This is a genomic window from Rhodococcus aetherivorans (assembly GCF_025722975.1).
Lineage (GTDB): Bacteria > Actinomycetota > Actinomycetes > Mycobacteriales > Mycobacteriaceae > Rhodococcus > Rhodococcus aetherivorans.
Map to the genome: position 1 here is coordinate 3,391,037 of NZ_CP106982.1, position 12,197 is coordinate 3,403,233.

The window sequence follows — 12,197 nt, forward strand, 5'->3', positions numbered from 1 at the left end:
GCGCCCGCCCGGGACGGGTCAGCTGGTCAGTTCGTCGACCAGTTGGGCCGCCGAATCCACCGAGTCGAGCAGCTTGCCGACGTGCGCGCGGCTGCCCCGCAGCGGCTCGAGGGTGGGGATGCGTACCAGGGATTCGCCGCCGAGGTCGAAGATCACCGAGTCCCAGCTGGCGGCGGCGATGTCGGCGCCGAACCGGCGCAGGCACTCGCCGCGGAAGAAAGCGCGGGTGTCCGACGGCGGGGTGTGCACCGCGTCGAGCACATCCGGCTCGGCGACCAGGCGCTCCATCGAGCCGCGGGCGACGAGCCGGTTGTACAGGCCCTTGTCCAGCCGCACGTCGGAGTACTGCAGGTCCACCAGGTGCAGCCGCGGCGCCGACCACGCCAGGCCCTCCCGGTTCCGGAAGCCCTCGAGCAGGCGCAGCTTGGCCGGCCAGTCCAGCAGGTGCGCGCACTCCATGGGGTCGCGTTCGAGCAGGTCGAGGATCATCGCCCACTTGTCGAGGATGTCGCGCACCCGCTTGTCGTCGGTGCCGTCGTGGAACTTCGCGACGCGCTCGTGGTAGATCCGCTGCAACGCCAGGCCGGTCAGCTCACGGCCGTCGGTCAGGGCGACGGTCTTGCGCAGCGTGGGGTCGTGGCTGATGTGGTGCACGGCGGTGACCGGCCGGGCCAGCTGCAGGTCCGACAGGTCCACCCCGGCCTCGATCAGGTCCAGCACCAGCGCAGTGGTGCCGACCTTGAGGTAGGTCGACATCTCGGCGAGGTTGGCGTCGCCGATGATCACGTGCAGGCGCCGGTACTTGTCGGCGTCGGCGTGCGGCTCGTCGCGGGTGTTGATGATGCCGCGTTTGAGGGTGGTCTCGAGCCCGACCTCGACCTCGATGTAGTCGGCGCGCTGGGACAGCTGGAATCCTGCCTCGTCGCCGGACTGGCCGATGCCGACCCGGCCGGAACCGGTGATCACCTGGCGGGAGACGAAGAACGGGGTCAGCCCGGCCACCACCGCCGAGAACGGGGTGTCGCGGGCCATGAGGTAGTTCTCGTGGGTGCCGTACGAGGCACCCTTGCCGTCGACGTTGTTCTTGTACAGCTGCAGGCGCGGCGCGCCGGGCACGCTCGAGGCGTGCCGGGCGGCGGCCTCCATCACCCGTTCGCCGGCCTTGTCCCAGATCACCGCGTCGAGGGGGTCGGTGACCTCCGGCGCCGAGTATTCGGGGTGGGCGTGGTCGACGTACAGCCGGGCGCCGTTGGTGAGGATCATGTTGGCGGCGCCGACTTCGTCGGCGTCGATGACGGGGGCCGGACCGTTGAAGCGGCCCAGGTCGAATCCGCGGGCGTCGCGCAGTGGGGATTCGACCTCGTAGTCCCAGCGGGTGCGCTTGGCGCGCGGCACCCCCTCGGCGGCCGCGTACGCCAGGACCGCCTGGGTGGACGTGAGGATCGGGTTCGCTGTGGGCTCGTTGGGTGAGGAGATCCCGTACTCGACCTCGATGCCGATGATCCGCTGCATGACGTCGAGATTAGGTGATCGGTGCCGGTCCGGCCGGGCCGGGCGGGCCGGGGCGGGCGGCGGACGGGGCGACGGCGGCGTCGAGATACTCGACCGAGCCGGTCGCGCGCAGGACCGTGCGGACGCCGGGCGGCGCCCACCGCACGGCCGGGTCGCGGCCGAGCACGGGGTCGACGAGGTCGATGCGGCGGCCGCGGGTGTGCAGGGTGCAGCCGCCGGCGGCGAGGACGTTGCGCACCCAGTCGGTGCGGGGGCCGTAGGTCAGGGCGATGCGGTAGCCGCCGTCGCGACCGAACACCAGCACCGGGGTGCGGTAGCGGCGCCCGGTACGCCGGCCGCGGTGCTCGATCACCGCCGTCAGCGGTAGGTGTCCGGCCACCGGCCGGGCGAGCCGGTTGGTGACGACCCTGTTGAACCGGGCCAGGGCGCGGGGCAGCGGCACGGTCAGCCTCCTGCCGGTCGCGTCGCACGCCGGTGGGGCCGCCGCGGGACGCGGCGACCCCACCGGCGCGGCGTCACAGGTACTGGCCCGTGTTCGACTCGGTGTCGATCGCCCGGCTGGCGCTGGCGTTCTTGCCGGTGACCAGGGTGCGGATGTAGACGATGCGTTCGCCCTTCTTGCCGGAGATCCGGGCCCAGTCGTCCGGGTTGGTGGTGTTGGGCAGGTCCTCGTTCTCGGCGAACTCGTCGACGATGGAGTCGAGCAGGTGCTGCACCCGCAGACCGGGCGCGCCGGTCTCGAGTACCGACTTGATCGCGTACTTCTTGGCGCGGTCGACGATGTTCTGGATCATCGCGCCGGAGTTGAAGTCCTTGAAGTACAGGACCTCCTTGTCGCCGTTGGCGTACGTCACCTCGAGGAAGCGGTTCTCCTCGCTCTCGGCGTACATCCGGTCGACGACCCGTTCGATCATGGCGCGCACGCACGCCCCGCGGTGCCCGCCGAACTCGGCGAGGTCGTCGGCGTGCACCGGCAGTCCCTCGGTGAGGTACTTGGAGAAGATGTCCAGCGCCGCCTCGGCATCGGGCCGCTCGATCTTGATCTTCACATCGAGTCGGCCGGGCCGCAGGATCGCCGGGTCGATCATGTCCTCGCGGTTGGACGCGCCGATCACGATGACGTTCTCGAGACCCTCGACGCCGTCGATCTCGGACAGCAGCTGCGGCACCACCGTGGTCTCGACATCCGACGACACACCGGAGCCGCGGGTGCGGAAGATCGAGTCCATCTCGTCGAAGAACACGATCACCGGCGTGCCTTCGGAGGCCTTCTCGCGGGCCCGCTGGAAGATCAGCCGAATGTGGCGTTCGGTCTCGCCGACGAACTTGTTGAGCAGCTCGGGGCCCTTGATGTTGAGGAAGTAGGACTTCGCTTCCTTCGAATCCTCGCCGCGGGCCTCGGCGATCTTCTTGGCCAGCGAGTTGGCGACGGCCTTGGCGATGAGGGTCTTGCCGCAGCCGGGCGGGCCGTACAGCAGCACGCCCTTGGGCGGGCGCAGCGCGTACTCACGGAACAGGTCCTTGTGCAGGAACGGCAGTTCCACCGCGTCGCGGATCTGCTCGATCTGCCGGCCGAGGCCACCGATGTCGTTGTAGTCGACGTCGGGAACCTCCTCGAGGACGAGGTCCTCGACCTCGGCCTTGGGGATGCGCTCGAAGGCGTAGCCGGCCTTGCTGTCGACCAGCAGCGAATCACCCGGCCGCAGCTTGAACGACGGCTCGGCGTCCTCGCTCACCTCGACGGTGCCGGCCGCCGCGGCGGCCGCGGCGGCGAGCGGCGCGGCCAGCCACACGATGCGCTCCTCGTCGGCGTGTCCGACGACGAGGGCGCGGGTGCCGTCGTCGAGGACCTCGCGCAGGGTGGTGATCTCTCCGACCCGCTCGAATCCGCCGGCTTCGACGACGGTCAGCGCCTCGTTCAACCGGACCGTCTGGCCGGAGACGAAACCATCGGGTTCGAGGTTCGGGGACACCGTGACCCGCATCTTGCGGCCGGAGGTGAACACGTCCACGGTCTGATCGTCGTAGATGCCGAGCAGCACCCCGTAGCCGCTGGGGGGCTGACCGAGCCGGTCGACTTCCTCGCGCAGGGTGATCAGCTGCTGGCGCGCCTCCTTGAGCGTGTCCATCAGCTTGCCGTTGCGCACGGTCAGGGAGTCGATCCGGGCCTCGAGGTCACGGACCTGTTCGGACGGTTCGACGAGCCGCCGCCGCAGGGCGGTCGCCTCGGCGCGCAGCGCTTCGAGTTCTTGTGCCGCCGCAACCGAATCCGGGTTCTCTGTCGAGCTCATGTGCGACTCCCTCCACTATCGGTCTTTCCACGCTACCGGCAGACGGCCGACTGTGTGGTGCGACGCGAAATCGGCATGCTGCGAATGCGTGTCGGACTCCTCACGGCCGCGGGCCCGAATCCCCGATACCGATGTTAGCCTTGCCTTTCTCTCTGCCGGGTCGAAAGGATTCCCGTGACCACTCGCACCAGACGGGCCGCTGCCGCCGTCGCCGTCGCCGCACTGACCGCGCTGCCCGCCTGCGCCGCCGACGACTCCGCCGGTGGGTCGCCCACATCCTCCGCCGCGACGACGTCCGCGGCCGGCCCCGCCGCCGCGGCAACCGAGGGCGAGCTCGAAGCGGTACTGACGACGTTCTTCGACCCGGCGGTGTCGGCGGCGGACAAGGCCGTGGTGGTCGAGGACGGCGACGACCGGGGCGCGCTGCTCGAGCAGTTCAACGGGGTGCTCGCCGGCTACCCGCTCACCGCCGACGTCGAGTCCGTGAACGCCGTCGACGACGACACGGTCTCGGCAACCGTGCAGGTCACCGGTCCGCACGGCGGCGCCCCGATGCCGCTGACGTTCGAGCGGGAGGACGGCACCTGGCGGCTGGAGGACGAGAGCACCTGCCAGCTCCTGGCGATGGGGTCGCTGAACTGCTCGTGACCGGGGCGGCTCGGCCGCCGTGGAGATCAGGCGGCTCGGCCGCCGTGCGGATCAGGCGGCTCGGCCGCCGTGCGGACCGGAGCGGTCAGCCCTTGCTGGGCCGGCGCTGCGGCTTCGGTGTGACGGTGCCCTCGGCGAGGCGGCGGGCGCTGACCAGGAACGCGGTGTGCCCCTGCATCCGATGCTCCGGACGCACGGCCAGGCCGACCACGTGCCAGCCGCGCACCATCGACTCCCACGACCGCGGTTCGGTCCAGCAGGTCTGCTCACGCAGCGCCTCGACCACCTTCGACAGCTGAGTCACCGTCGCCACGTACACGATCAGCACCCCACCGGGTACCAGCGCCTTCGCCACCGTCGGCAGCGCGTCCCAGGGGGCCAGCATGTCCAGCACCACCCGGTCGACCGGACCGTGCCGGTCGAGGTCGTAGTCCGCGACGTCGCCCACCGTGAGATCCCAGTTCCCGGGACGCTCCCCGAAGAACGTCTCGACGTTGCGCACCGCGTGCTCGGCGTGGTCGTCGCGCACCTCGTAGGAGATCACCCGGCCGGTCGGCCCCACGGCCCGCAGCAGCGAACAGGTCAGCGCACCCGAACCGGCGCCCGCCTCGAGCACCCGGGCGCCGGGGAACACGTCGCCCTCGTGCACGATCTGCGCGGCGTCCTTGGGGTAGATCACCTGCGCCCCGCGCGGCATGGACAGCACGTAATCGGTCAGCAGCGGCCGCAGCGCCAGGTAGGGGGTGCCGTTGGTGGAGGTGACGACGCTGCCCTCGTCCGTGCCGATGAGCGCGTCGTGCAGGATGCCGCCGCGGTGGGTGTGGAACTCCTTGCCCGCCTCGAGCACCACCGTGTACTTGCGGCCCTTGGCGTCGGTGAGCTGCACCCGGTCACCGACCTCGAACGGTCCGCTGCGCCCGAGTCCACCTGCTGCCATCGCCGTATCCACCTTCGTCCGCTCCGCCGGTACCGACACCGTGTCGGTCCCGGGCCATACCCTGCCAGGTGTGAGCACAGCCGCGACGACGCCCCCCACCGACGACCGGCCCGCGGCCCCGCGGACGCCGGCGCTGTCGCCGTCGCGCGCCGCCGACTTCAAGCGCTGTCCGCTGCTGTACCGGTTCCGGGCGATCGACCGGATCCCCGAGGTCCCGTCGCGGGCCCAGCTGCGCGGCAGCGTCGTCCACGCAGCCCTCGAGGCGTTGTTCGCGCTGCCGGCCGCCGAGCGGCGGCCCGGACCCGCCGGCGAGCTGGTGGCACCGGCGTGGCAGCGGCTGCTCGAGGAGGCACCCGACCTCGCCGACGTGATCGGCCCGGGCGAGCGCGACCGGTTCCTCACCGAGGCCCGCGCCCTCGTCGCCCGCTACTTCGCACTCGAGGATCCCACCGGGTTCACCCCGCAAGCGTGCGAGCTGCGCGTGGAAACCGAACTGGACGACGGGCTGCGGCTGCGGGGCTTCGTCGACCGGATCGACATCTCCCCCCAGGGGCTGGTGCGCGTGGTCGACTACAAGACCGGCCGGGCACCCCGCGAGACCGGCGAGGCGGCGGCGCTGTTCCAGCTGAAGTTCTACGCGCTGATGGTGCTGCGCACCCGCGGGGTGGTGCCGGCGCGGCTGCGGCTGCTGTACCTGGCGGACGGACAGGTGCTCGACTACACCCCCGACGGGGACGAACTGCGCCGCTTCGAGGGCACCGTGCGCGCCCTCTGGGCGGCCGTGCGCACCGCGACCGACGCACGGGACTTCCAGCCCAACCCGGGGCCGCTGTGCCGGTGGTGCGATCATCGGGTGCGGTGCCCGGCATTCGGCGGCACCGCCCCGCCCTATCCGGGCCGGCCGGACGAGCCCGCCGGCGCGGCCCGTCCAGAGGAGGAAACGAGCGAGTGAGCGACGCGGCGTACTTCGTGCCGATCGACGGCGGCCCCGGCGACGGGGGCACTGCCGTCGAACGGTTTCGGCCCACCGCCCATACGGTCAGCACGTGGGCACCGACGATGCAGCACGGCGCCCCGCCGTCGGCGCTGCTGGCCCGCGCCCTCGAACGCTGCGGCCGCCGCCCCGACGCCCGACTGACCCGCATCTGCGTCGAACTGCTCGGCCCGGTGCCGCTGACCGAGATCGAGGTCCGCACCCGCATCGACCGCCCCGGCCGCAAGGTCGAACTCGTCGTCGCCGAGCTGTGGGCCGCCGGCCCGGACGGCACCCCCCGAGCGGTGGCCCGTGGCACCGCCTGGCGCATGCAGACCGCCGACCTGCCCGAGGTCGCCCACGCCGCGGACGCGCCGCTGCCGCCGCCGGCGCAGGGCGTCGTCGAACACCCCGGCTCGGCGTTCTGGCAGACCGGATTCGTGCGCACCCTGGACTGGCGCACGATCACCCCGATCGGGGCGCCGGGGCCGTCGGCGGCGTGGCTGCGCACCGACCTGGCGCTCGTCGAGGGCGAGGCCCCGACCCCGGTCGAGCGGCTGTTCACCGTCGCCGATGTCGCCAACGGCGTCGGTTCCAAACTCGACCCCGCCGTCTGGACCTTCCTCAACACCGACCTGACGGTGCACCTGTTCCGGGAACCGGTCGGCGAGTGGGTCGGCATCAGCGCCGAGACGTCCACCGGCCCGGACGGGGTGGGCATGACCGCCGGGGTGCTGTACGACGAGGACGGCGCCGTCGGACGGATCGCGCAAACCGTGCAGGTCCGCCCCCGCTGACCCCGCCGCGGGCACCGATCACCGGGCGGGCGCCGGCGGACCGTGCCACACTCGACCGGACATTTCGGTCGGCACCAGGGGAGGACGACATGCCCGCGACCGGTCCCCACCGCAGAGCCCGCGCCGCCACCGCCGCGCTGCGCACGGCACCGTGGTGGACGTCCGTGCTCCTCGGACTCGTCTGCCTGCTGCTCGGCCTGCTGCTCACGACGAGACCGCTGACCTCACTGTCCGCGCTGGGCCTGCTCATCGGCCTGGCCGCGATCACCGCCGGCACCGCCGACCTGCTCGCCACGTACCGCTCCCACGCCGGGGCGGCGGCGACCGCCACCGCCCTCGCCTGGATCGGGTTCGGCATCGCCGTCCTCGCCTGGCTCGGCCGGGCCCTGGATCTGCTCGCCCCCGCCGTCGCGCTCGCCCTCGTCGTCGGCGGCGCCCTGCGTCTGGTCCGCGCCGCCCGCGGCGACCTCGACGAGCGACTCACCACCGCAGTCCTCGGCCTCGCCGACATCGTGTTCGGTGTCCTCGCCTGGCGCTGGCCCGACGTCACGGTCCTCGTCGTCGCCTTCCTGTTCGGCATCCGCACCGTGTTCTTCGGCCTCGCCCGCATCGGCGACGGACTCGCCGCCCTCGACGACCGCACCCCCGGACCCACCCCGACGGCGCCCCGCCGCACCCCGGCCCGGTACCGGCGACCGGCCGTGGCGGTTCTCGCGCTGCTCGTGGCCGTCGCCGCAGCCGGCGTGGCGGTCCGCCTCCGCGCCGGCTCCCCCGTCGTCGACGCGTTCTACACCGCACCGCACCGGATGCCCGATCATCCCGGCGCGCTGCTGCGCGCCGAACCGTTCACCCGCGCCGTCCCCGACGGCGCCGAGGCCTGGCGCATCCTCTACACCACCACCCGCGACGACGACCAGCCCGCCGTGGCCAGCGCCCTGGTCGTGGTCGCGAAGAACGCCCCGCCCGGACCTCGACCGGTGATCGCCTGGGCCCACGGGACCACCGGTTTCGCCGAACCCTGTGCGCCCACCCTCCTCGACGACCCGCTCGGCGCCGGCGCCCTGCCCGCCGAGTCCGCGCTCCTCGACGACCCGCTCGGCGCCGGCGCCCTGCCCGCCGAGTCCGCGCTCCTCGACCGCGGCTGGGCCCTGGTGGCCACCGACTACGTCGGCCTGGGCACCGCAGGCCCGCACCCGTACCTGATCGGGCAGGGCGAAGGACGCTCGGTGCTCGACGCTGTGCGTGCGGCCCACCGCCTCGACCACCTCGACCTCGCCGACCGCACCGTCGTCTGGGGGCACTCCCAGGGCGGGCACGCGGCCCTGTGGGCGGGGCTGCTCGCCCCCACCTACGCCCCGGACACACCCGTCGCCGGGATCGCCGCGATGGCCCCCGCCAGCGACACCGTCGCGCTGACCACCGGACTCGACACCGTTCCCGGTGGCAGCGTGTTCGCCTCGTACGTCCTCGCCGCCTACACCGCGGTCTACGACGACGTCGACGGCGACACCTACGTCGGGCCCGCCGCCCGCACCCTCGTGCGCGAGATGGCGACAAGGTGCCTGTCCGAACCCGCCGTCTACGTCTCGGTCCTGTCGGCACTCTCGCTCAGTCGCGACCGGTCCGTGCTGCGCACCGACCCCACCACCGGACCCCTCGGCCGCCGCCTCGCGGAGAACGTCCCCACCGGCACGACGGCCGTGCCCGTCCTGCTCGCGCAGGGCGCCACCGATTCCCTCGTCACCGCCGCCGTGCAGGACGGCTACGTGCGCGACCGCTGCGCCGAGAACTGGGCCCTGGACTACCGCAGCTATCCCGGCCGGGACCACCTCGGGCTCGTCGCCGAGGACTCCCCGCTCGTACCCGAACTACTCACCTGGACCGAACAGCGTCTCGTCGGCATCGCCGCCCCCGGCACCTGCCCCGGGCGCTGACGCGCCGGACGCTCGGCCGCGGCTACTCGGCGCCGCGCATCGCGCGGCACGACCGGATGTCCGTCGCCAGGATCGCCCGCGCCCCGATCTCGGCGAGCCGATCCATCACCGCGTTGTGACCCTTGCGCGGCACCATCGCCCGCACCGCCACCGACGAGTCGTCGGCGAGCGGTGAGATCGTCGGCGACTCCAGACCCGGAGTGATCTGCACCGCCTCGTCGAGAACCGGCTTGGGGCAGTCGTAGTCGAGCATCACGTACTGCTGCGCGAACACCACGCCCTCGATGCGGGCGACGAGCTGGTTGCGCGCCGAATCGCCGCGGCTCGCGCCCTCCTGCTCGATCAGCACGCCCTCCGAGTCGCACAGCGACTCCCCGAACGCCACCAGATCGTGCTGGCGCAGCGTCCGGCCGGAGCCGACGACGTCGGCGATCGCGTCGGCCACCCCCAGCTGAATGGAGATCTCCACCGCGCCGTCGAGGCGGATGACCGTCGCCTCGATCCCCCGCGCCGTCAGATCACGGCGGACCAGGTTGGGGTACGACGTCGCGATCCGCAGGCCGGCGAGGTCCTCGATCTTCCAGTCCCGGCCCTTCGGCGCCGCGTAGCGGAAGGAGGAGTACCCGAACCCCAGAGCGAGCCGCTCGGTGACCGGCGCCGCCGAATCCAGCGCCAGGTCACGGCCGGTGATGCCCAGATCGAGCTCGCCGGAACCGACGTAGATGGCGATGTCCTTCGGGCGCAGGAAGAAGAACTCGACGTCGTTGACCGGGTCGATAACGGTCAGGTCGCGCGAGTCGGTGCGGCGCCGGTATCCGGCCTCGCGCAGGATTTCGGCGGCGGACTCGGACAGCGAGCCCTTGTTCGGAACTGCGACGCGCAGCATGGACGGTCCTTTCGGCAACGGTGCGAAGAGCAGGGAAGGAAAATGCGGAAGGTCTCGCGGGCACGACGGCCGGCCCCGGGGCGGCTGCCCGACGGCGAGCCGTCACACATGCCCGACGGCGAGCCGTCACAGATGCTTGTAGACGTCCTCGAGCTTCAGACCCCGCCCGACCATCAGCACCTGCACCCAGTACAGCAACTGCGAAATCTCCTCCGCCAGCTGCTCGTCGCTCTGGTACTCGGCGGCGATCCACACCTCGCCGGCCTCCTCGATCACCTTCTTGCCCTGCGCATGGACGCCGGCGTCCAGGGCGGCAACGGTGCCGGACCCCTCGGGACGGGTGACGGCACGCTCGGACAGCTCGGCGAACAGGGAATCGAAGGTCTTCACGGGGGTTCATTGTTTCATGACCGCAGCGTGCTCCCGCACCCAGTGCCGCGACCGCCCCGGGCGCCCGGCCCGGACCGTCAGAACTCGAGGGCGAGGCCGCTGTCGAACCGGCGGCGCCGCCCGGTGCGCGGATCGTCGAACTCGACGGTCCGCGCCAGCAACCGCAGCGGATCCGAGAAATCGTCCGGCGCGCGGCGCCGGAACCGCGGATAGAAGTTGTCCCCGACGATTGGTATCCCCAGCGAGCTCAGGTGCAGCCGCAGCTGATGGGTGCGCCCGGTCCGCGGATGCAGCCGGTACCGGGCCAGGTCCCCGCGCCGGTCGAGCAGCTCGATCCGCGTCTCGGAGTTCGGCTCGCCGGGCTCCTCCACGGCCGTGAGCTCGCCGTGCCGCTTACGGATCCGGCTGCGCACCGTGCGGGGGAACTCGAGTCCCGGCCGGTACGGGGCGATCGCCTCGTACACCTTGCGCACCCGCTGCCGCTCGAACAGCTGCTGGTACGGCCCCCGCAATCCCGGATCGGTGGTGCACAGCAGCACGCCCGCCGTCATCCGGTCCAGGCGGTGCACCGGAACCAGGTCCGGCAGCCCGAGTTCCCGGCGCAGCCGCACCACCACCGTCTCCCGGATGTGCGCGCCCCGCGGGATCGTCGCCAGGAAGTGCGGCTTGTCCACGACGAGGAGCCCCTCGTCGCGGTGCAGGACCGTCACCGGGAACGGCACCGGCACCTCCGGCGGCGGCTCCCGGTAGAAGTACACGAACCGGCCCGACTGGTACCGGGTCTGCGCGGTCACCGGCCGGCCGTGCTCGTCGACGAGCTCACCGGCCGCGACGTGGCGGTGCCAGTCCTCGCCGGGCTCGGCGCCGCGCAGGAACCCGAGGATCGTGGGGGCGGGATCGGTGACGGGCAGCCGCAGCCGGTCCGGGCCGAGACCGTCGCGTACCGGCAGCGGCGACGCAGCCACCGTCAGGGCCCGACCGGGTCCGGCACGCACGCCTCGCACACCAGGCTCAGCTCCCGGCCGTTGACGTCCGGGTGGTTGCGGTAGCGCGAGGTCGGCGCCCGGCACAGCGTGCACCGGCCCAACACCGCCGCCGCGTCCGAGAACTCGACGTTCGTGCGGCCGTCGAAGACGTACAGCGAACCCTCCCACAGCCCGTCGTCGCCGAACGTCTCCCCGTACCGGACGATGCCGCCGTCGAGCTGATACACCTGCTCGAACCCGCGGTTGCGCATCAACGCGGACAGCACCTCGCAGCGCACCCCGCCCGTGCAGTAGGTCACCACCGGACGTGACTTGAGGTGGTCGTAGCGGCCGCTGTCGAGCACCGACACGAACTCGCGCGTGGTCCCCACATCCGGCACGACCGCCCCGCGGAACCGGCCGATCTCCGCCTCGAACGCGTTGCGCCCGTCGAAGAACACCACCTCGTCGCCGCGCTCGCCGATCAGCTCGTGCAGCCCGTGCGGCGACAGGTGCACCCCACCGCCGACCACCCCGTGCTCGTCGACCTTCAGCTCGTGCGGCGCCCCGAAGGTCACGATCTCCGGCCGTACCCGCACCGACAGGCGCGGAAAATCCCGCCCGGTGCCGTCCGACCACTTGATGTCGGCGTCGGCGAACGGCGCGTACGCGCGGGTGCCGCGCACGTACCGCTTGACGTCGGCGATGTCGCCCCCGACGGTGGCGTTGATGCCGTGCTCGGAGATCAGGATGCGACCGGTGAGATCGTTCGACGCCGCCAGGGTGTGCTGCCACAAGCGGATCGCCTCCGGATCGGCCAGCGGCGTGAACCGGTAGAACAACACGATCTTCGGGATCGCCACC

12 protein-coding genes are annotated in these 12,197 nt (G+C 72.2%); 4 read left to right on the forward strand and 8 right to left on the reverse strand.

Translation table 11 applies throughout. The features are described 5' to 3' along the window. Nucleotides 1-18: 18 nt before the first annotated feature. From dop to arc, 3 genes are all read right to left on the reverse strand, one after another. Entirely contained in the window at nucleotides 19-1,512 is a 1,494-nt protein-coding gene (gene dop / locus OCS65_RS15215; protein ID WP_263507224.1) for a depupylase/deamidase Dop, read from the reverse strand. Nucleotides 1,513-1,522: 10 nt separating this feature from the next. Beyond that, on the reverse strand, nucleotides 1,523-1,954 hold the full coding sequence (locus OCS65_RS15220) for a nitroreductase family deazaflavin-dependent oxidoreductase (protein ID WP_006931181.1): 432 nt from the start codon (nucleotides 1,952-1,954) through the stop codon (nucleotides 1,523-1,525). Nucleotides 1,955-2,027: 73 nt separating this feature from the next. After that, a complete protein-coding gene (gene arc / locus OCS65_RS15225; RefSeq protein WP_029543755.1) occupies nucleotides 2,028-3,803 on the reverse strand; it encodes a proteasome ATPase in 1,776 nt (591 codons plus the stop codon). 174 nt (nucleotides 3,804-3,977) lie between these two features. Between arc and OCS65_RS15230 the strand changes: the two genes are divergently transcribed. Beyond that, entirely contained in the window at nucleotides 3,978-4,451 is a 474-nt protein-coding gene (locus OCS65_RS15230; protein WP_185712757.1) for a nuclear transport factor 2 family protein, read from the forward strand. 85 nt (nucleotides 4,452-4,536) lie between these two features. On the opposite strand, the gene OCS65_RS15235 is transcribed toward OCS65_RS15230, so the two are convergent. Then, nucleotides 4,537-5,388 carry a tRNA (adenine-N1)-methyltransferase gene (locus tag OCS65_RS15235; protein ID WP_029543751.1) on the reverse strand — a complete coding sequence of 284 codons (852 nt, stop codon included), beginning with the start codon at nucleotides 5,386-5,388 and terminating at the stop codon, nucleotides 4,537-4,539. Nucleotides 5,389-5,458: 70 nt separating this feature from the next. On the opposite strand from OCS65_RS15235, the gene OCS65_RS15240 reads away from it, so the two are divergent. From OCS65_RS15240 to OCS65_RS15250, 3 genes are all read left to right on the forward strand, one after another. Next, nucleotides 5,459-6,340 carry a RecB family exonuclease gene (locus OCS65_RS15240; protein ID WP_006931176.1) on the forward strand — a complete coding sequence of 294 codons (882 nt, stop codon included), beginning with the start codon at nucleotides 5,459-5,461 and terminating at the stop codon, nucleotides 6,338-6,340. Then, a complete protein-coding gene (locus OCS65_RS15245) occupies nucleotides 6,337-7,158 on the forward strand; it encodes a thioesterase family protein (RefSeq protein WP_006931174.1) in 822 nt (273 codons plus the stop codon). The genes OCS65_RS15240 and OCS65_RS15245 overlap by 4 nt, the downstream gene beginning before the upstream one ends. An 89-nt stretch (nucleotides 7,159-7,247) precedes the next feature. Further along, the gene (locus OCS65_RS15250; protein ID WP_263507230.1) at nucleotides 7,248-9,092 is read left to right on the forward strand and encodes an alpha/beta fold hydrolase; all 1,845 of its coding nucleotides are present in this window, start codon (nucleotides 7,248-7,250) and stop codon (nucleotides 9,090-9,092) included. 22 nt (nucleotides 9,093-9,114) lie between these two features. Here the strand turns inward: OCS65_RS15250 and hisG are convergent, their stop codons facing one another. The 4 genes from hisG to trhO form a co-directional block, all read right to left on the reverse strand. Continuing rightward, nucleotides 9,115-9,978, reverse strand: coding sequence for an ATP phosphoribosyltransferase (gene hisG, locus OCS65_RS15255; protein ID WP_006931171.1), 864 nt, complete (start codon nucleotides 9,976-9,978; stop codon nucleotides 9,115-9,117). A gap of 126 nt (nucleotides 9,979-10,104) precedes the next feature. Further along, complete coding sequence (locus tag OCS65_RS15260) at nucleotides 10,105-10,368, reverse strand: phosphoribosyl-ATP diphosphatase (RefSeq protein ID WP_003937712.1); 264 nt, start codon at nucleotides 10,366-10,368, stop codon at nucleotides 10,105-10,107. A 77-nt stretch (nucleotides 10,369-10,445) separates the two neighbouring features. Further along, nucleotides 10,446-11,333: a pseudouridine synthase gene (locus OCS65_RS15265; protein ID WP_251550973.1), complete on the reverse strand. Its 888-nt coding sequence runs from the start codon at nucleotides 11,331-11,333 to the stop codon at nucleotides 10,446-10,448. A 2-nt stretch (nucleotides 11,334-11,335) separates the two neighbouring features. Next, nucleotides 11,336-12,196, reverse strand: coding sequence for an oxygen-dependent tRNA uridine(34) hydroxylase TrhO (gene trhO / locus OCS65_RS15270; RefSeq protein ID WP_006931162.1), 861 nt, complete (start codon nucleotides 12,194-12,196; stop codon nucleotides 11,336-11,338). Between the last annotated feature and the right edge of the window lies 1 nt (nucleotide 12,197).

Excerpts from the sequence above, each read along its gene's own strand:
- OCS65_RS15235 (WP_029543751.1), bottom strand. The coding sequence starts at position 5,388 with ATGGCAGCAGGTGGACTCGGGCGCAGCGGACCGTTCGAGGTCGGTGAC.
- OCS65_RS15250 (WP_263507230.1), top strand. The coding sequence starts at position 7,248 with ATGCCCGCGACCGGTCCCCACCGCAGAGCCCGCGCCGCCACCGCCGCG.
- dop (WP_263507224.1), bottom strand. The coding sequence starts at position 1,512 with ATGCAGCGGATCATCGGCATCGAGGTCGAGTACGGGATCTCCTCACCC.
- hisG (WP_006931171.1), bottom strand. The coding sequence starts at position 9,978 with ATGCTGCGCGTCGCAGTTCCGAACAAGGGCTCGCTGTCCGAGTCCGCC.
- arc (WP_029543755.1), bottom strand. The coding sequence starts at position 3,803 with ATGAGCTCGACAGAGAACCCGGATTCGGTTGCGGCGGCACAAGAACTC.